Here is a 19,087-nt window from a genome sequence, read left to right as displayed (position 1 = left end):
CTTGGTGTGTAACTCAGTTTACCGGCGTGGTGTTTGCTGGCGCCGCAAGGCCTACAGCCTGCGCCAACCGCTGTGAGGCAGCGCTCAATGCATCAAACATCGGTCCGGTTGTGGATTGGTGATTGGCAAGCGTAACAATGGTAAATCCGGCTTCCGGCCACGCCGTTTTCAGTGCCCATGCCGTCATCATCGGCGTGACAGTGTCATAACGCGCCTGCACAATTTCAGCCGGCAAATGACGGATACGGTCGAGATTATTCAACAGCGAGCCTGCCGGCAAAAAGGCATTATTCATACAATAATGCGTAAAAATTCTTGAGACGGCCAAGGCCGCATCCGGCTGCAACAGCGTGGTCACATGATCTGTGCTTGGTTCAAATGTTTGGGTTTTAGCCGAAAAGCCGCGCAGGCTCTGCGCTGCGGCCTGCTCAATAGCTCCATCACCACAGGTCAGGCGTTTATAATAAGCGGTAAGCAAATCACCGCGTTCATCCTCCGGAATGAACTCTGCAAAAGCCTGCCAATGATCCGGAAAAATTGCGCGGGAGCCATGAAACCACCAGTCACAATCTTCTTTTTGTGCCAGAAAAATACCGTGAATACGAAAGCCGAGGCATCGCTCCGGATGCGCCTGCCCATAGGCCAGTGACAAGCATGAACCCCATGAGCCACCACAAACAAGCCAGCGCTCAATATTCAAAGCTTCACGAATGCGCTCAATATCAGCAATCAAATCTTGGGTGGTATTGTCTTTAATTTCCGCAATTGGCGTCGATTGACCCGCACCGCGCTGATCAAAAGTAATGACGCGATAGGTTTCAAGGTCAAAACTTGCCACTTGCTTGGCAGAGGTACCGGCACCGGGGCCACCGTGTAAAAATACCGCCGGAACGCCGTCAGGATTACCATAGTCATAAACCGCGATATCATGGATATCGCTGACCTTTAAGCGGAACATATTTCGCGCTATGTGCAGATCTGCCACTTTATTTTCTCCCACCATTTCTTACGAAACAGCCATGCAATTCCCGCTCTTTGTCTGGTTGATTGTTCTGGACCGTCTTTAAGCGGCCTCGTTTATTTTCAGACATAAATTTTATAAGCAATGATTGGCTTTTAACGCCAATGCAATTTTCGACTGCCTATGCAGGAATGGAATAGTTTATGTGAAGCCAATAGCGGCCTCTGCCATAAACACAAAAGCCCCGGCAAATTTGCCGGGGCTTTTGATTGTTTTTGCTGGAAACTGGCGCTTTATTTAACGAAACAGGACCAATGATTTTTCGAAGGTTGTCCACACACCCCACAGGATCGGCAGCCCAACGGCCAGCCAAGCCAGCGCCGCTTTGGTATCCAGACCGCCGGTACCAATGCCGAATGAGCCGCTCGGGCCGGAATCGACAGCCTTGGTTTTAGCCTGCAAGGCAGCTACTTCCGCATCCGACATAAACCATTTGTCAGACAACGGCTTGATGAAGAAGTTGGCGATAAGCCCCAGTGCAAGCATACCAGCGAGAATATACATTGTATAATCATAGACCTGCGCGCGCGGTACACCGGCTGAAATCTGGAACTCGCGGATATAATTGACCACAACTGGCCCAACAATACCTGCCGTTGCCCATGCTGTGAGCAACCGTCCGTGAATAGCACCAACAAATTGCGTGCCAAAAATATCGGCCAGATACGCAGGCACAGTCGCAAAACCACCGCCATACATCGACAGGATGACACAGACCATAACCACAAACATTGCCTGTGAGCCCATATGTGCAGCGGTTGGCAGCAGCATATACATGGCAATACCAAGCAGGAAGAAGGCATAATAGGTTGCCTTGCGGCCGATACGGTCTGACAAAGATGCCCAGAAAAAACGTCCGCCAATATTAAACAATGAGATCAAACCGGTAAAACCGGCAGCAATTGCGGCAATTGCGGTTTTCTGCGCGCCATCAAGTTCCATAAACGACAGGCCGGGTTCTCCGATCAAGGAGCCGCCGAAGATTTCCTGCAGCATCGGAGATGCCATGCCGATCACACCAATACCGGCAGAAACATTCAGGCAAAGTACAGCCCAAATCAACCAGAACTGCTTGGTCTTATGCGCATCACGCAAATGCACGTGACGGGTTGTGATCATGGACTTTTTGGCTGCCGGGGCAGTCCAGCCTTCAGGCTTCCAACCGGCAGGTGGAATACGATAACCGAAAGCACCGCCCATCATGAAGACGAAATAACCGGCCGCCATTACCAGAAATGTTTGCCACACACCAATTGATGTCGGGGTTTTAAAATGTTCCATCAGCAAATCGGCAAGTGGCGCACCAATCATCGCACCACCACCAAAGCCCATAATCGCCATGCCTGTAGCCATACCACGGCGATCCGGAAACCATTTAATCAATGTTGAAACCGGTGAAATATAACCAAGGCCAAGCCCGATACCGCCGATAAAACCGGCACCCACCCACATCAGCCAAAGCTGGTGTGTCATCACGCCGATAGCAGCAATAACCATACCGCCACACCAGCAGATAGCAGAAACAAAGCCGGCCTTACGCGGACCAACCCGCTCCAGCCATCCGCCCCAGATGGCAGCCGAACAGCCCAGTAAAACGAAAAATAATGTATAAATCCAGCCAAGATCCGCCACCCGCCAATCACAGCTGGTGGTGAACAAGGCGGTCATCAGCCCCATGCCTTCACAGGTAACCGACTGGCTCACACCAATAGCGCGGCTGAGTGGCAGCCAGAACACGCTGAAACCATAAGCCATACCGATGCAAAGATGGATGGCCAGCGCCGCCGGCGGTACCAGCCAGCGGTTGAAGCCGGGCATAGCAATAATCCGCTCGCGATCGAGAATTCCCGGCGCGCTCAGACCTCCTAAAGTACGATCACTTACACTCATGACATAGCTCTCCCTTCTGCGGACAAGCCGCAGTCTGCCCATCTCCCGTGAGCATCCCTCAATTTTTAGATCGTTATTTTATTTTTCAGGTCGTTTGATATGTGGTGCCGCAGCCATCACTAAAGGATGCAGGCCCTCTCCACCCGCATCAATCAGATCAAAAAGCTGGTTCCGCATGCGTGGCTCCCAAAACATATTAATATGTTTTGCGACCCCTTCTGCCTGTACCTCCTCAGGTTGGCTGGTGAAAAACGTGGCAATTTGTGAGGCCATCATCGGTATACGGCTGCGATATTCACTCATCTTCAGCCTGCCACTTCCAGATCATGAACAATCTTACGGCTTTGTCTTGCCTGCTCGTCATAATCACGCTGCCATTCGCTCGGCCCGTTGGATGCACCGATCTGTACCGCAGTCACTTTATATTCAGGGCAATTGGTCGCCCAGTCCGAAAAGTCGGTAGTAACCACATTGGCCTGCGTCGTCGGATGGTGGAATGTCGTATAAACCACCCCCGGAGAAACACGATCCGTGATCAGCGCCCGCAAGGTTGTCTCACCGGAGCGACTGGCAATCTTAACCCAGTCACCATCGCGCAAGCCGCGTACCTCCGCATCATGCGGATGCATTTCCAGCCGGTCTTCCGCATGCCATTCCACATTATCTGTGCGTCGTGTTTGCGCGCCGACATTATATTGCGACAAAATACGCCCAGTTGTGAGCAGCAACGGAAAGCGCGGCCCTGTTCGCTCGTCAGTAGCCACATATTCCGTGCGGATAAATTTACCCTTACCACGCACAAAACCATCCACATGCATGATTGGTGTACCCAGCGGTGCTTTAGCGTTGCATGGCCATTGCACCGAACCTTCACGTTCGAGAAGCTCATAGCTCACACCATTAAAGCTCGGTGTGGTCATGGCGATTTCATCCATCACCTGTGAAGGATGGGTATAGTTCCAGTTCAGCCCCATCGCCTTGGCAAGGTTCTGGGTTACTTCCCAGTCGGCATAACCGTTTTTCGGCGGCATCACTTTGCGCACGCGGTTGATGCGGCGCTCGGCATTGGTGAATGTGCCGTCTTTTTCCAAAAAGGTTGAACCCGGCAAAAATACATGGGCGTAGTTTGCTGTTTCATTCAAAAACAGATCCTGCACCACCACACATTCCATTGCCGCCAGACCAGCCGCCACGTGGCGGGTATCCGGATCAGACTGCAAAATGTCTTCGCCCTGCACATAAATGCCTTTAAACGTGCCTTCAACGGCAGCATCAAGCATATTCGGAATACGCAAACCCGGCTCGTTTTGCAGGGTTACACCCCAGAGCTTTTCGAAAATATCACGGGTGGCATCGTCAGATATGTGGCGATAGCCCGGCAGTTCATGTGGGAACGAGCCCATATCGCAGGCGCCCTGCACGTTATTTTGCCCGCGCAGCGGATTAACACCCACGCCATTGCGGCCGATATTACCGGTTGCCATGGCCAGATTGGCAATTGCCATCACGGTGGTTGAACCCTGCGAATGCTCGGTCACACCCAGCCCGTAATAAATCGCACCATTGCCGCCAGTTGCAAACAAGCGAGCGGCGCCGCGCAGATCCTGCGGGTTAACGCCGGTCAACAATTCAATGGCCTCGGGGCTGTGGCGCTCTTCGGCAACGAATTCTGCCCAATCCTGAAACTCGCTCCAGTCACAGCGCTCACGAATAAAGCTCTCGTCACAAAGCCCCTCGGTCACAATCACATGTGCCAGCGCCGTAATCACCGCCACATTGGTACCGGGACGCAGCGGTAAATGAAAACTCGCTTCCACATGCGGTGTGCGCACCAGATCGGTGCGGCGCGGATCAATCACAATCAGCTTTGCACCTTCACGCAGACGCTTTTTCATGCGGGAACCGAAAACCGGATGCGCATCGGTCGGATTAGCACCGATCACCAGCACCACATCGGTTTCTTCAATACTGTCAAAATCCTGCGTACCGGCAGAGGTACCAAAAGTCTGGTTCAGCCCGTAACCGGTCGGCGAATGGCAAACGCGGGCACAAGTATCAACATTATTATTGCCGAACCCGGCACGGATCAGTTTCTGCACCAGAAATGTTTCTTCATTGGTGCAGCGCGATGAGGTGATACCACCGATAGAATTGCGGCCATACTGGTTCTGCAGGCGCTTGAACTCGCTGGCAACATAGGCATTGGCCTCTTCCCAGCTCACTTCCTGCCACGGATCAGTGATCGATTTACGGATCATCGGATTGAGAATACGATCCGAATGGCTGGCATAGCCGTAAGCAAACCGGCCTTTGACGCAAGAGTGGCCATGATTGGCCTTGCCGTCTTTATAAGGCACCATGCGTACCAGTTCCGAGCCACGCATTTCCGCTTTAAACGAACACCCGACCCCGCAATAAGCGCAAGTGGTAACTTTGGAATGTTCCGGCTGACCGATGTCGATCACCGATTTTTCCATCAAAGTTGCCGTCGGGCACGCCTGTACACAAGCGCCGCAAGACACACATTCTGAATCGATAAACGCCTCGTGCATACCGGCAGAAACGCGTGAGTCAAAACCACGTCCCTCAATGGTCAACGCAAAGGTGCCCTGCACTTCTTCGCAGGCACGCACACAACGTGAGCAGACAATGCATTTCGACGGGTCATAGGTAAAATACGGATTGCTCTGATCCTGCGGCATCCATTGCGCATTCAGTGCGCCGTCATTGCGGCTTTGGGCAAACACATGATTGGCGCCGTCCTGACCATAGCGCACATCGCGCAAACCCACCGCACCCGCCATATCCTGCAATTCGCAATCACCATTGGCTGAACAGGTCAGGCAATCCAGAGGATGGTCGGAGATGTAAAGTTCCATCACCCCTTTGCGCAAGCTCTTCAGGCGACCGGTCTGGGTATGCACAATCTGGCCTTCCATGACCGGCGTTGTACAGGAAGACGGCGTACCATTACGACCTTCAATCTCCACCAGACACAACCGGCATGAGCCATAAGCATCCACCATATCGGTGGCACATAATTTAGGAATTGTAATGCCGGCTTCCATCGAGGCACGCATAATCGATGTGCCATCAGGCACAGTCACTTGGTTGCCGTCAATAGTCAGCGTCACCATCTTTTCAGAATGTGATTTTGGTGTGCCGAAATCGATTTCTTTAATTAAGGACATCGCTTGCCACTCCCTATTCCGCTGCCTGAACTGTCACAGTCTGTGCTGTGGTTCTGTGAGTATCGGGGCTAAAATCTTCACGAAAATGCGTGAGCGCACTCATCACCGGATAGGGCGTAAAACCACCCAATGCGCACAGCGATCCGTATTTCATAGTATCGCATAAATCAGTCAGCAATTCGATTTGCGCCTCCGGCTGAATATTGGCGGCCAGCCGGTCAATCACTTCAACACCACGGGTCGAGCCGATACGGCATGGCGTACATTTACCGCAAGATTCAACGGCGCAGAACTCCATGGCAAACCGTGCCTGTTTCAGCATATCGGCCGTGTCATCAAACACCACCAGACCGGCATGTCCGATCAGGCCGTCTTTGGCAGCAAATGCTTCGTAATCAAACGGTGTATCAAACAGCGCACGCGGGAAATATGCACCGAGCGGCCCGCCGACCTGAACGGCTTTCACCGGACGCCCGGTAATTGTACCACCGCCGATATCATCAACAATCTCGCCAAGGCTTAAGCCGAAAGCCGTCTCGAACAAGCCGCCATATTTAATATTACCGGCGATCTGCAGAGGAATAGTGCCGCGCGAGCGCCCCATACCGAAATCACGATAATATTCGGCGCCTTTATCCATAATGATCGGCACCGATGCCAGCGAGATCACATTATTAATTACTGTTGGCAGGCCGAACAGACCTTTATGCGCTGGCAGCGGCGGCTTGGCACGCACCAGCCCGCGCTTGCCTTCAAGGCTTTCAAGCAATGCGGTTTCTTCACCGCAGACATAAGCACCAGCGCCCGTGCGCACTTCCATATCAAAGGCAAAGCGCGAGCCCATCACCGAGGTACCGAGAATACCCGCCTGACGGGCCAGTTTGATAGCTTTCTCCATCACCGCAATCGCATGCGGATATTCAGAACGCGTATAAAGATAGCCTTTCGTGGCACCCACAGCGATACCGGCAATAGCCATACCTTCAATCAGCACGAAAGGATCGCCTTCCATGATCATCCGGTCCGCAAATGTACCGCTGTCCCCCTCATCGGCATTGCACACAATATATTTGCGCTCAGCATCGGTATCATGCACGGTTTTCCATTTAATACCGGTTGGAAAACCAGCGCCACCGCGACCGCGCAGGCCGGAATTGGTGACCTGCTCCACAATAGCCAGCGGCTGTATGGCAATCGCGTTTTGCAAACCTTTCAAACCGTCATACGCGCGGTAATCTGCCAGCGATAGCGGGTCAGTCACACCGCAACGGGCAAAGGTCAGCCGTGTTTGCTTTTTGAGAAAAGGTATTTCTTCTGTCAGGCCATGCGCCAAAACATGCTCATTACCGGTAAGAAACCGGTTGTCAAATCCGGCATCAAATAATGAAGCGACATCACCGGCCATCACAGGACCATAGGCCACGCGTCCCTGATCGGTCACCACTTCAACCAACGGTTCCAGCCACACCATGCCGCGCGAACCATTACGGATAATCGTTATTTCAATCCCGCGCTGTGCCGCTTCTTGTGCAATCGCAACGGCCGTTTTATCAGCACCCACAGCGAGCGCAGCAGCATCACCGGAAACATAAATTGTCACACTCATAAGCGCACCTCCGCAGCAAGCTCCGCTACTCGTGTCTCATCAAGGCGTCCGATCAATTGATCATCAACCATGGCAGCCGGAGCACAGGCGCAAAGCCCGAGGCAATAAACCGGCTCAAGCGTTACGGCACCATCAGCAGAGGTCTGATGCCAATCCAGCCCCAAAAGACGTTTAGCCGCAGCTGCAATGGCATCGCCGCCCATCGATTGACAAGCCTCAGCGCGGCAGAGCTTGATCACATGCCGACCCGCAGGGCTAGAACGAAAATCATGGTAGAAACTCACCACGCCATGCACTTCTGCGCGGGAAATATTTAATTCATGCGCAATCAATGTCAGGGTTTCTGCAGGCACATAGCCATATTCAGCCTGTACAGCGTGCAAAATCGGCAATAACGGCCCTTCAAGCCCTTTGTGGCCATTGATAATCTCTATCAAACTTGCGGTAAATTCATTACCGGCCGGTGCTCCGGCTGACGACATTTTGCTTGGCGTAGATCTTGGCATTGATATTGCAAGGCTCCCCGTATTCTTGTTGTTTAGAACAGATCAAAACTGAACCTGAATATCAAGCGGCGAAAACCGTTGATCGATAGGCAATCTCTATCAAGCCTCATTCAGCATAGTGCCTGCGAGTAGTTTAGCCTCATGTAACAAGGCTGCGATCAACGGTGTATGCGGCAATCTTTCAGCGGCAATCAAGCCGACCTGATGCGTCACATGCGGTGCCACAATCGGAATAGCGCGGTTCGGTTCGCTAAAGCTTAGAATACGCGCCAGATTAAGCGGCATAATGCTCGCCCATTTGCCAGTACGGATATGGAAAAACAGAACGCTCATTGAATCGGATTCCAATGTCGGATTGGCGCTCACACCAGCATCCTGCAAATGCTTATTGATAATGCGGCGGTTCTGCATGTCTTGTGTCAACAGGCACAGCGGCAGCGTACCCACCTCGGCCCATGTCACCTCCTCACGATCTGAGAACTTGCTGCCGGCAGAGGTAATCAGCTGATAACTCTCACGATAGATCGGCACTGCAGTGACCCGGCCCAGCGGTTCATTTTCAAGATAGGTAATACCCGCATCAATTTCGAAGTTATTGAGCTCGTTGAGTACCTCGGCAGAGGTACGGGCGATTATTGAAAAAGTAACATTGGGATGTTTTTCACTAAACGGCGTGGTCAGTTCAGACACCATAGCCAAGGCTGTGGGAATAACCGCAATGCGGATATGTCCGCCGACACCAAAGCGTGCCGCCCGCATCTCCTCTTTCATGGTCCGCGCATCCCCCACAATTCTGCGTGCCCATTCCAGTACCCGCTGGCCTTCAGGCGTCAGCCCCTGAAAGCGTGAACCGCGCACAACCAGCATTACGCCCAGCATATCCTCAAGCTGTTTGATACCGGCAGAAAGTGTTGGCTGTGTAATACCGCAATCTTCAGCCGCACGGCCAAAATGCTGCTCACTTGCCAGCGCAATAAAATATTCCAGCTTATCAATCATCTCGCACCTTCCCTCAATTCCCCCTCGTCGTCAGCATCACAGCATGCCATAATAACAAAATAAATCTTATAGAGCTGTCTGTTTTGAACCCGTGAGTATCCGTTGTCCGCCGCAAAACCGTCCCGTTTCAAAAAAACCTTGCGCCGCACCGGCCTGTTTGCATCCGTCAGCATGGCGGTTATTCTGGCTACCGGTATCAGTGTCTGGATTGGCTTCGAACTGTTTGATAAAGCGTTTCCACCGCCACTTGAAAAGGCGCAGATCACTTCAAAACAAGTGCTCGACCGCGACGGCAATCTGCTGCGGGCATTTGCGGTACCCTCCGGCCATTGGCGTTTAACGACCACAGCGCAAGATGTTGACCCGCAATTTATTGAAATGCTGATTGCCTATGAGGATCAGCGGTTTCGCGAACATTCAGGCATTGACCCGCATGCTATGGGGCGTGCTGCACTACAATTTATCACCCATGGCCGCATCATTTCCGGTGGCTCCACACTGTCTATGCAGGTGGCACGTTTGATCGAGCCACGCTCCGGTCGCTCTTTATTTGCCAAATTGCGGCAGATGGTACGCGCCATACAAATTGAACGCCGCCTGAATAAACAACAAATTCTGGATGCCTATCTCACCCTTGCGCCATTTGGCGGCAATCTGGAAGGAGTGCGGGCTGCAAGCCTGAGCTATTTTGGCAAGGAACCACGCAGGCTCACCACATCGGAAGCGGCGCTGTTGATTGCCCTGCCACAATTACCGGAACGCCGCCGTCCCGACCGCTACCCCGACAATGCCCGCGCAGCCCGTGACCGTGTTTTAAACCGCCTTTCCGTTGTCTCGATGATCGGTAAAGACGAGGCCGACCGTGCTGCCCATCTTCCTGTACCAACGCGGCGTATCGCAATGCCTGCGCTAGCAGCCCATGTCAGCGAGGCGGCCTTGCGCAAAGACCCAGCTGCAAATCTGCATCAGGTCACGCTCAAACGCTCGGTGCAGCAGGCACTGGAAACCGTCGCACAAGATTCAGCCACGCGGCTCGGACCTAAAATCTCTGTCGCCATGGTGATGGCCGATGCTGTGAGCGGCGAGATTATCGGCGAGGTCGGCTCATCCAATTATTTTGATTCAAGCCGTTCGGGCTGGATTGATATGACCAATGTGCAGCGCTCGCCCGGCTCCGCACTCAAACCCTTCATCTTCGGCCTTGCCTTTGAAGACGGGCTGGTGATGCAAGAGACCATTATTGAAGACCGGCCAACCAATTTTTCCGGCTATCGACCGCGTAATTTTGACATGAGCTATCAAGGCGATGTCACTGTACGCGAGGCATTGCAACTCTCACTCAATGTGCCATCCGTGCGTTTGCTCGACAGCGTGGGTGCCACAAGGCTGATGGTGAGGATGCGCCGTGCGGAGGTGAAAACCACCTTGCCGCCGGGTGAAACACCGGGACTGGCGATCGGCCTTGGCGGTTTGGGTATCAGCCTTAAAGACCTAGTGCAGCTCTATACCGCTTTGTCCAATCGCGGCAGGCCGGTTATTATTTCTGATGGCGTTGACGGCCGCATCATAGACGGTACAGCGGTTTTGAGCGGTGAGCCGCTGCTGCAACCCGCAGCCGCATGGCAGGTGGCCGATGTGCTGGCCGGCGTTAAACCGCCGCTTGGCAGCTTGCAACGCGGTCTCGCTTATAAAACCGGTACCAGCTATGGCTATCGCGATGCATGGTCTGTCGGCTTTGATGGACGTTATGTGCTTGGCGTCTGGGTCGGGCGTGCCGATAACGGAGCGGTGCCGGGGTTGAGCGGCTATGGTTCAGCTGCCCCCATTCTCTTTGAAGCCTTTTCAAAATCCGGCGTGGGTTTTACGCCGCTGGCACCGGCGCCAACCGGAACAATGCGTTTGCCACAATCGCAATTGCCGGTTTCATTACGGCGTTTCACACCCTATCTCTCAACACTTGTCAGCACCTCAGTAAAAGAATCTCCGCCGCAAATCCTCTATCCGCCTGAAGGGGCGCGGGTTGAACTGAGCAATCAGCCGGATGGCAGCATAGCACCGCTGGTTTTAAAAATGCAGGGTGGCCGCGCACCGTTTATCTGGCTGGCCAATGGCAAGCCTTTGGATAAAGCCTCGCGCAAACGTTCCGGCTTGTGGCAGCCCGATGGCGCCGGTTACTCAACGCTCACCGTGATTGATGCCTCAGGACGCGCTGCCAGCGTCCGGATTTTTATCGACTGAGTAGAAAATCCATCCCTTAAACACGATGAATTGGAAACTCTATTCGATTCCGCTCGACCTAATTCAAATCACCATACGCACAATACTAAATATAAACATATATTTATCTGCGATAGTTTTATTCGTTAAAATACAAAATTACGTAAAATAATTCCAATAAAAAATTCTTAGTAGAATAAACTTCCTTGTTATGAGGCCATATTTTGTGAAGAATAGCATCACACGATCTGCAAGAAGGCAAACAGCAGTCTGCAAACAACCTTCAGGCAAGGCTTCGTGATAAAAATTAGCGAGCGCAAGCCGCGCTTACTGTCTTAACTTAAAAGGAAAACAGCAATGTCGTTGTTAGATATCGCCAGCGTCAAACCTTTAATTTCGCGTCGCACCGGCATGAAAATGATGCTGCTTTCCGCTGTTGCCATGAGCGTTGCCTTTGCAGCTCCTCTGTCTGCGCAGGCTGAAGATCTGACCATTAAGGTTGGCATCATGGGCGGCGAAGACGAAGATGTCTGGAAAGTTGTTGCCGAACAGGCCGCCAAAGAAGGCCTGAAAATCGATACCGTTATTTTCAATGATTACACCCAGCCAAATGAAGCACTGGAACGCAAAGAAATTAACGCCAACGCATTTCAGCACGAACCTTATCTGGATGAACAAATCAAACAGCACGGCTATAAAATTTCGGTAGCCGGTTATACTGCTTTGTGGCCAATTGGCATCTATTCCCGCAAGGTTACTAAGCTTGAAGACCTGAAAGACGGCGCCATTGTTGGTGTTCCGAATGACCCGACCAATGAAGGCCGTGCCTTGCGCGTTCTGCAGGACAAAGGTCTGATCAAGCTCAATCCGGATGCGGGCATTCTTGCAACCCCGATTGATATTATTGAAAACCCTAAAAAACTTGAAATCAAAGAGCTGGATGCCGGTGTTGTCGGTCTTTCTATCGATGATCTTGATGCTGCGGTTGTCAATAATAACTGGGCAGCAAAATCCGGTCTTGATCCGGTAAAGGACGCCATCGGCTGGGAAAGTAAAGAAAACAATCCTTACCGTAACTTCATTGCTATCCGCACTGAAGACAAGGATGCCGCATGGGTAAAGCCGCTGATCGCAGCCTTCCACAACGAGCCGGTTAAAGCAGAGCTGGATCGCGCTTATAAAGGCACTGGTATTCCTGCCTGGGAATAAATCTAGAGCATTTCACTATCAAGTTGAATCAACTTGATAGCTATGACAATGCGAAAACTCTAAAATCTAGAGCGAGCGCTGCGATCAAACTTGACCGTTACCCGCTCTGGCTCTTACAGGCCTCACCGAAAGGCCTGAGCGCAAGAACTGAATTGTTTTTAGCATCATGCTTTAAACTGCATCACATGACGGTTCGGATTATTCCGGACCGTTTTGCGGTTATTAGAGTAGTTTCAGGAAAAGCAGGAACCGGTTTTCCGTCCGAAACTATGTTTGAACAAACAGATAGAGCGGCTTTCTTGCTTAAAAGAAAAGTAAAAACGCTCTAATTATAATTGATTTTATACCAAAGAGCTGGATCAGCTTGCCCAAGCTGCTCCAAAACAAAGGAACAGGGCAGTTTTCCTGATTGAGGAAAAAAGCTGCCCTTAAGGACAACGTGAATATTTCAGCTCCAAAAACAATAATAAAGAACGACCCCACATCTGCTTCTGCCCCCAAAGCAGTTGATGAGGTTGTGCGCCTCTCGAATATCAAACGGATGTTCGGAGACACTCCGGCTGTCAATGATATTTCACTCTCGGTTAATCGCGGCGAAATTCTTGGCATTATCGGGCGCAGTGGTGCGGGTAAATCCACCCTGATACGCTGCCTCAACGGCCTTGAACGCCCTGATAGTGGTTCGGTTATCATTGAAGCTCAGGAAATCACCGGCCTGTCTGAGAGCCAGCTGCAGCCGGTACGCCGCCGTATTGGTATGATTTTCCAGCACTTTAATCTGATGTCGGCCAAAACCGTGGCGCAGAATATTGCCATGCCGTTAAAAATTGCCGGCATAGCCCGCACAGAGCGTGTAAAAATAACCGCAGAACTGCTTGAGCTGGTTGGTCTTTCAGACCGCGCAGGCCATTATCCGGCACAGCTCTCCGGCGGTCAAAAACAGCGTGTTGGTATTGCCCGCGCTTTGGCCGCAAAACCAAGCCTGCTGCTCTCCGATGAGGCAACCTCAGCGCTCGATCCGGAAACCACGCAATCTATTCTGGCTTTGTTGAAAGATATCAACCAAAAGCTCGGCCTGACGATTTTGCTGATCACCCATGAAATGGATGTAATCCGCCGTATTGCAGACCGTGTGATTGTGCTTGATCACGGCCAGATTGCCGAACAAGGCCCGGTATGGGAGGTTTTTGCCCGCCCGCAGGCTGAGACCACAAAAAGCCTTGTCAAAATGCTGACCCCCGCTTTGCCGGAAAGCATTGCCAGCCAGTTAAAGACAGAAGCTTGCGCACAGGATGAAGCAATACTGCGCATCCGCATTTCCGGTAATGCTGCACGCCGCCCGGTGATCACCGATCTGGCGCAAGCTTGCGGCCTCAATGCCCGCATCATTCATGGCGGCATTGATACGGTGCAGAATGAACCGGTTGGCACGCTTTTTCTGAGTGTACCGGCACAAAACCCAGCTGCCCTGCAGCAGGCGGTTGCTTTCCTTAATACAATTTGTGATGAAACGGAGGTCGCAGGCTATGTCTCAGTTCCTGACACCCGCAATGCTTGATCTGCTTTGGCGCTCCCTGGGCGAAACCCTGATCATGACCGGCTTCTCCAGCCTCTTCACATTGGTCTTCGGCCTGCCACTTGGGCTGCTGCTGGTACTCACAGACCGTAATGGCCTGATGCAGAACCTCGTAGTCAATCGTGTTGTCGGCGCAATCGTCAATGCATTCCGCTCGGTACCGTTTATTATTCTGCTGGTAGCGCTGATCCCGTTCACACGCTTTCTAATCGGCACCGCGCTCGGCACATGGGCATCCATTGTACCGCTTTCAATTGCGGCCATACCTTATTATGCCCGCATGGCCGAAGTCTCGCTGCGCGAGGTTGACCATGGTCTGATTGAGGCCGCCCGCTCAATGGGCGCTAACCGCTGGACAATAATCCGCGAAGTTTTGATCCCTGAATCAATGCCGGGACTGATTGCAGGCTTTACGGTAACAATCGTAACACTGATCGGCGCATCGGCAATGGCCGGCGCTATTGGCGCCGGTGGCTTGGGCGATCTCGCTATCCGCTATGGCTATCAGCGCTTTAACTATCCGATCATGGCCGCAGTTGTGGCTGTTCTGATCGTAATTGTGTGCCTTATCCAATGGATTGGTGACCGGTTGGTGCAAAAAGTGGATAAGCGGATTGTAAAACGCTAGAGCATTTCACCATCAAGTTGATAGGTATGACAATGCGTGTAAACAAAGAAAAGGCCGGTTCAACCGGCCTTTTTGCTATCTGTTATTCACAGCATCTTATTTGTCTAGAGCATTTCACCATCAAATTGAATCAACTTGATCGATATGACAATGCAAAAAAGCTAAAATCTAGAGCGAGCGCTGCGATCCAACCTGCACGTTACCCGCTCTAGAAAGCGCTTATGGCTGGCGCTCATGCACACCAACCTCGACAGTATTGCCATCCGGATCAAACACCAGCGCTGCAAAATAGCCCATTTCTTTTGGCCCCTGATAGGATGGAGCACCACTATCACGCCCGCCAGCCTGTAAAGCTGCAAGATAAAAAGCCTCAACCTGCGCATGAGTTTTAGCGCTGAATTTCAAGTGTAAATGCTGTCCGGATTGAAAACCCTGCGTCACACCCGGTTGGCTCTGCACCGCACTAACGCGCAAAAACGGCAAAGGACTACGGGCATTACCGCTAACAAAAAACAGGTTTTCAGCCGTTTTCAACACCCGCAACTCCAGCGGCATCATACTGCTGGAGTAAAAGTGATAGGATGCCGGAATATTCCGGCTCTCAAAACCGATATGATCAAATAGAGACATATTCAGCAATATAGGTGACAGTATTTTGCAATCAAGCTGAAACCATAAGATTACAATCTACACTTAATAAAAAGAGCTGCGAAATAATCCTCCACAGCTCTCAGTCATTCCGGAAAGTTCAAGACAAGCCGCGTTAGAGCATTTCGCTATCAAGTTGAATCAACTTGATAGGTTTAACAATGCGAAAAAGCTAAAACCTAGAGCGAGCGCTTCGATCCAACCTGAACGTTTTCCGCTCTAGCGTGTGCGGCTCAAACCGTCTTTGGCAGGCTTATACTGAGGGTCAAGCTGCACAGCGCGGGCATAGGAGGCAGCCGCACGCTTCTTGTCACCACGATGCTCATAAACCAGTGCCTGATTTGCCCAGCTCTCGGCAACATTGTCATTAAGACCGATAGCAGCGTTGAAATCATCAAATGCATTGTCATAATCACCAAGAGCAGCATAAGAAATACCACGACCATTATATGGCTCCGGTGCACTGGATTGCAGAGAGATCGCCGCCGAGAAATCTTCAATCGCCAATTTGTGCTGACCGCGTGCCTGATAAATCAAACCGCGATTATGATAGGCGCGCCCGTCTGTCGTATCGAGCTGGATAGCGCGGTTAAAATCCATCAGCGCCTCATCCATACGCCCCGCCTGGCGATAGACATTACCGCGGCCAATATAAGCAGCATCATATTGCGGATTGATCTGGATAGCGCGGCTATAATCCTGCACCGCTGCCGCATCATTTTTCATGTAGCGCTGGATCAATGCACGATTGGCATAGGCCTGATAATAATTCGGGTCGAGCTGGATCGCGGTATCAAAATCCTTCATCGCTTCACGATAGCGGCCTGCCTTGCCATAGGCAGAGCCACGCACATTATAGCTCTCTGGATTGCGCGGGTTACTCTGGATCACAGCAGTAAGCGAGCCGATATTCTCGCTGGTGCCCTGCGCCAGATCAAGAGGCGTCAAAATAGAGTTGGATGTGCTCTGGCAGCCGGCAAGCGCCAGCACTGCGCAAGCAGCACCCGCTAAAAAGCCTTTACGCAGGAAATGGCGCTGACCACGCAAGGCTATTGTTCCGGCTTGCAAAGATACCATTCCCTAACTCCCTGAACACAGCATCACCGGCACTCGGTTACAAAGCGGGAATACTGCACAAATTTAATGTGACACGCAGACTTACTACAGCCGATACAGGAAAAGGCGGCAGTGAATCCTCACCCCACCTTAAATCTATTTTTCAGCAATGCATATATAGCTGATCAGTCAAACTTTACATAAGTGCTTTTATATTGCGTTAGAGCAGTTTCAGGAAAAGTGGGAACCGGTTTTCCGTCCGAAACTGCGTTTAAACAAACAGATAGAGCGGTTTTCTTGCTTCAACAAAAAATAAAAAACCGTTCTAAAACAACACTATGTTTTACAAGCCACCGTAAAGCGGCACTGTAATATATGTTTTTCCAAAGCAAAACGCATGACCGTTAGATCATGCGTTAGCAAATCAGCATATTTGACCAAAGATCTGATTAACGAGCAGGCGCTACGCGACCACCAGCTACAAGACCTTCACGCTGGGCGCGCTTACGAGCCAGCTTACGGGCGCGACGAACGGCTTCTGCCTTTTCGCGAGCGCGCTTTTCGGACGGCTTTTCATAATGGCCGCGCATTTTCATTTCGCGGAAAATACCTTCACGCTGCATCTTTTTCTTAAGAGCGCGGAGAGCCTGATCAACATTGTTATCGCGGACGAGTACCTGCACGTGTAATCCCGTTTCGGTTAGATTTTTCGTTGAGCCTGGAGGCACCGGTGAGCCAAGAAGAAATAACAGTCTGGCAGTTCCGTTAAGGAGCCGTCGTTTGGCTGAAAATCTCAAGACCTCGCAACGGCCTTCCGATGCAAATTCGAGTGCCATTTAGCAGTCTCTGGCGTAATTGTCCACACACAATCCGTATCAGCGCTGCCAATCAGGCCTTATCACCCCTATTATTACAGTTTTAACCACAAAAACCACGTTTTTCAGTCCGGATCTTAGAAACTGCGGGGTAAGTCACTGTTTATATAATGGCAATTTCCTCGCATTTTACAAGAGATTCTCAGCGTTATTTTTATACTTTCTGGCAGAGATTCTGTGCCTGTCTGCCTTGCATCCTGTTGTATCCGCAGCTGAGTCTTTTCGGACACCCATTATTCTGTCCGGAAAAGCAGAAATTTTAGCATTTCAGTCCAGTTCACAGCAAATAAAACCGCGCTAAGCGCCACATCCCGTCGTAAAATGGCAAAGTCGGTGTCGCCATATGGTTTACCTATAAATCACTTAGGCGGACAAGGGTCTTCCGCTCCCAAAAAAGGGGATATTATGCGTAAGTTTTCAGTATTTGCAGTCGCCCGCGAAGCTATGCGCGGCAATAAAGGCTGGGGCCCGCAATGGGCCTCACCGGAGCCACGCTCTGAGTATGATGTGATCATCATCGGCGGCGGCGGCCATGGTCTTGGTGCGGCCTATTATCTGGCCAAAGAACACGGCATTACCAATATTGCTGTACTGGAAAAAGGCTGGATCGGCGGCGGTAATACCGGCCGTAACACCACCATTATCCGCTCCAACTATCTCTATGATGAGAGCATGAACATTTTCGAGCATTCGCTCAAAATGTGGGAAGGCCTGTCGCAGGAGCTGAACTACAATATCATGTTCTCGCCGCGTGGCGTGTTGATGCTGTCACATAATATCAGCGACAAGCAATCTTTCAGCCGTCACATTAATGCCAACCGTCTTTATGGCGTCGATAATGAATGGCTGACGCCGGAACAGGCCAAAGCTTTCTGTCCGCCACTCAATATTTCACAAAACTCCCGTTACCCGATCAATGGTGCCGCTTTGCAGCGCCGTGCCGGTGTTGCCCGCCATGATGCGGTGGCGTGGGGCTATGCCCGTGCCGCCTCTGACCGCGGTGTACATATTATTCAGAATTGCGAAGTCACCGGCATTCGCCGTCATCCCGACGGCAGTGTCAGCGGCGTGGAAACCAGCCGCGGCTTTATCGGCGCTAAAAAAATCGGCGTTTCGGCCTCCGGCCATTCATCCGTGATCATGAATATGGCTGATGTGCGTGTGCCGCTGCAAAGCTCGCCACTGCAGGCTCTGGTATCCGAGCCGATGAAACCGATTATTCCATGTGTAGTTATGTCCAATGCCGTACATGCCTATATCTCGCAATCCGATAAGGGCGAGTTTGTTATCGGCGCCGGCACCGACCAGTATAATTCATATTCCCAGACCGGCGGCTTGCAGATCATCACCCATACGCTGGATGCGATTTGTGAACTGTTCCCGATGTTCCGCCGCGTCAAGATGATGCGTCAGTGGGGCGGTGTCACCGATAACACGGTCGACCGCGCACCGATCCAGAGCAAAACTCCGGTTCAGAACCTGTTCGTTAATGCAGGCTGGGGCACCGGCGGCTTTAAGGCTACTCCGGGTTCGGCGCATCTGTTTGCTCACCTTATTGCCAGAGGTGAACCGCATCAGCTTGCTGCCGGCTTCACGCTTGATCGTTTCCGTACCGGCCGCCTGATTGATGAAGCCGCCGCCGCCGCTGTAGCGCATTAAAAGGAT

At 51.7% G+C, this 19,087-nt stretch carries 16 protein-coding genes; 6 read left to right on the top strand and 10 right to left on the bottom strand.

Going from position 1 to position 19,087, the window contains the following annotated elements:
• Positions 1-13: 13 nt before the first annotated feature.
• The 7 genes from pip to MP213Fo_RS11140 form a co-directional block, all read right to left on the bottom strand.
• Complete coding sequence (gene pip, locus MP213Fo_RS11170) at positions 14-985, bottom strand: prolyl aminopeptidase (RefSeq protein ID WP_421089080.1); 972 nt, start codon at positions 983-985, stop codon at positions 14-16.
• A 273-nt stretch (positions 986-1,258) separates the two neighbouring features.
• Positions 1,259-2,911: an OFA family MFS transporter gene (locus tag MP213Fo_RS11165; protein ID WP_421089079.1), complete on the bottom strand. Its 1,653-nt coding sequence runs from the start codon at positions 2,909-2,911 to the stop codon at positions 1,259-1,261.
• 78 nt (positions 2,912-2,989) lie between these two features.
• A complete protein-coding gene (locus MP213Fo_RS11160; protein ID WP_421089078.1) occupies positions 2,990-3,214 on the bottom strand; it encodes a formate dehydrogenase subunit delta in 225 nt (74 codons plus the stop codon).
• A 2-nt stretch (positions 3,215-3,216) separates the two neighbouring features.
• A complete protein-coding gene (gene fdhF, locus MP213Fo_RS11155; protein WP_421089077.1) occupies positions 3,217-6,102 on the bottom strand; it encodes a formate dehydrogenase subunit alpha in 2,886 nt (961 codons plus the stop codon).
• Positions 6,103-6,115: 13 nt separating this feature from the next.
• Positions 6,116-7,708 carry a formate dehydrogenase beta subunit gene (locus MP213Fo_RS11150; RefSeq protein WP_421089076.1) on the bottom strand — a complete coding sequence of 531 codons (1,593 nt, stop codon included), beginning with the start codon at positions 7,706-7,708 and terminating at the stop codon, positions 6,116-6,118.
• Positions 7,705-8,214 (bottom strand): formate dehydrogenase subunit gamma, encoded by a 510-nt coding sequence (locus MP213Fo_RS11145; protein WP_421089075.1) that lies wholly within the window; start codon positions 8,212-8,214, stop codon positions 7,705-7,707. Before MP213Fo_RS11145 ends, MP213Fo_RS11150 begins: the two co-directional genes overlap by 4 nt.
• 99 nt (positions 8,215-8,313) lie before the next feature.
• Positions 8,314-9,213 carry a LysR family transcriptional regulator gene (locus tag MP213Fo_RS11140; RefSeq protein WP_421089074.1) on the bottom strand — a complete coding sequence of 300 codons (900 nt, stop codon included), beginning with the start codon at positions 9,211-9,213 and terminating at the stop codon, positions 8,314-8,316.
• A 138-nt stretch (positions 9,214-9,351) separates the two neighbouring features.
• Here MP213Fo_RS11140 and pbpC point away from each other — a divergent pair, with 138 nt between their 5' ends.
• The 5 genes from pbpC (at position 9,352) to MP213Fo_RS11115 (ending at position 14,843) form a co-directional block, all read left to right on the top strand.
• Positions 9,352-11,451: a penicillin-binding protein 1C gene (gene pbpC / locus MP213Fo_RS11135; protein WP_421091118.1), complete on the top strand. Its 2,100-nt coding sequence runs from the start codon at positions 9,352-9,354 to the stop codon at positions 11,449-11,451.
• A 336-nt stretch (positions 11,452-11,787) separates the two neighbouring features.
• The gene (locus MP213Fo_RS11130; protein WP_421089073.1) at positions 11,788-12,639 is read left to right on the top strand and encodes a MetQ/NlpA family ABC transporter substrate-binding protein; all 852 of its coding nucleotides are present in this window, start codon (positions 11,788-11,790) and stop codon (positions 12,637-12,639) included.
• A gap of 23 nt (positions 12,640-12,662) precedes the next feature.
• The gene (locus tag MP213Fo_RS11125) at positions 12,663-12,968 is read left to right on the top strand and encodes a hypothetical protein (RefSeq protein ID WP_421089072.1); all 306 of its coding nucleotides are present in this window, start codon (positions 12,663-12,665) and stop codon (positions 12,966-12,968) included.
• A gap of 134 nt (positions 12,969-13,102) precedes the next feature.
• On the top strand, positions 13,103-14,197 hold the full coding sequence (locus MP213Fo_RS11120) for a methionine ABC transporter ATP-binding protein (protein WP_421091117.1): 1,095 nt from the start codon (positions 13,103-13,105) through the stop codon (positions 14,195-14,197).
• Entirely contained in the window at positions 14,178-14,843 is a 666-nt protein-coding gene (locus MP213Fo_RS11115) for a methionine ABC transporter permease (RefSeq protein WP_421091116.1), read from the top strand. Before MP213Fo_RS11120 ends, MP213Fo_RS11115 begins: the two co-directional genes overlap by 20 nt.
• Positions 14,844-15,062: 219 nt before the next feature.
• Here MP213Fo_RS11115 and MP213Fo_RS11110 read toward each other — a convergent pair whose 3' ends face one another.
• The 3 genes from MP213Fo_RS11110 to rpsU all read right to left on the bottom strand — a co-directional run bounded on the left by MP213Fo_RS11110 (position 15,063) and on the right by rpsU (position 17,230).
• Positions 15,063-15,473 carry a VOC family protein gene (locus MP213Fo_RS11110; protein ID WP_421089071.1) on the bottom strand — a complete coding sequence of 137 codons (411 nt, stop codon included), beginning with the start codon at positions 15,471-15,473 and terminating at the stop codon, positions 15,063-15,065.
• A 237-nt stretch (positions 15,474-15,710) separates the two neighbouring features.
• Positions 15,711-16,568, bottom strand: a complete 858-nt coding sequence (locus tag MP213Fo_RS11105) for a tetratricopeptide repeat protein (RefSeq protein ID WP_421089070.1) — start codon at positions 16,566-16,568, stop codon at positions 15,711-15,713.
• A 428-nt stretch (positions 16,569-16,996) separates the two neighbouring features.
• The gene (gene rpsU, locus MP213Fo_RS11100; protein WP_105742769.1) at positions 16,997-17,230 is read right to left on the bottom strand and encodes a 30S ribosomal protein S21; all 234 of its coding nucleotides are present in this window, start codon (positions 17,228-17,230) and stop codon (positions 16,997-16,999) included.
• A 597-nt stretch (positions 17,231-17,827) separates the two neighbouring features.
• Here rpsU and MP213Fo_RS11095 point away from each other — a divergent pair.
• Positions 17,828-19,081: a sarcosine oxidase subunit beta family protein gene (locus tag MP213Fo_RS11095; protein ID WP_421089069.1), complete on the top strand. Its 1,254-nt coding sequence runs from the start codon at positions 17,828-17,830 to the stop codon at positions 19,079-19,081.
• Positions 19,082-19,087: the final 6 nt, after the last annotated feature.

This window comes from Pseudochrobactrum mosebachae, from assembly GCF_048914685.1.
Taxonomy (GTDB): Bacteria; Pseudomonadota; Alphaproteobacteria; order Rhizobiales; family Rhizobiaceae; genus Pseudochrobactrum.
Note: the sequence above shows the minus strand (reverse complement) of the source record. Positions and strands in the feature narration are given on the sequence as shown.

Excerpts from the sequence above, each read along its gene's own strand:
- MP213Fo_RS11165 (WP_421089079.1), bottom strand. The coding sequence starts at position 2,911 with ATGAGTGTAAGTGATCGTACTTTAGGAGGTCTGAGCGCGCCGGGAATT.
- MP213Fo_RS11160 (WP_421089078.1), bottom strand. The coding sequence starts at position 3,214 with ATGAGTGAATATCGCAGCCGTATACCGATGATGGCCTCACAAATTGCC.
- fdhF (WP_421089077.1), bottom strand. The coding sequence starts at position 6,102 with ATGTCCTTAATTAAAGAAATCGATTTCGGCACACCAAAATCACATTCT.
- MP213Fo_RS11150 (WP_421089076.1), bottom strand. The coding sequence starts at position 7,708 with ATGAGTGTGACAATTTATGTTTCCGGTGATGCTGCTGCGCTCGCTGTG.
- MP213Fo_RS11145 (WP_421089075.1), bottom strand. The coding sequence starts at position 8,214 with ATGCCAAGATCTACGCCAAGCAAAATGTCGTCAGCCGGAGCACCGGCC.
- MP213Fo_RS11140 (WP_421089074.1), bottom strand. The coding sequence starts at position 9,213 with ATGATTGATAAGCTGGAATATTTTATTGCGCTGGCAAGTGAGCAGCAT.
- MP213Fo_RS11130 (WP_421089073.1), top strand. The coding sequence starts at position 11,788 with ATGTCGTTGTTAGATATCGCCAGCGTCAAACCTTTAATTTCGCGTCGC.
- MP213Fo_RS11110 (WP_421089071.1), bottom strand. The coding sequence starts at position 15,473 with ATGTCTCTATTTGATCATATCGGTTTTGAGAGCCGGAATATTCCGGCA.
- MP213Fo_RS11105 (WP_421089070.1), bottom strand. The coding sequence starts at position 16,568 with ATGGTATCTTTGCAAGCCGGAACAATAGCCTTGCGTGGTCAGCGCCAT.
- MP213Fo_RS11095 (WP_421089069.1), top strand. The coding sequence starts at position 17,828 with ATGCGTAAGTTTTCAGTATTTGCAGTCGCCCGCGAAGCTATGCGCGGC.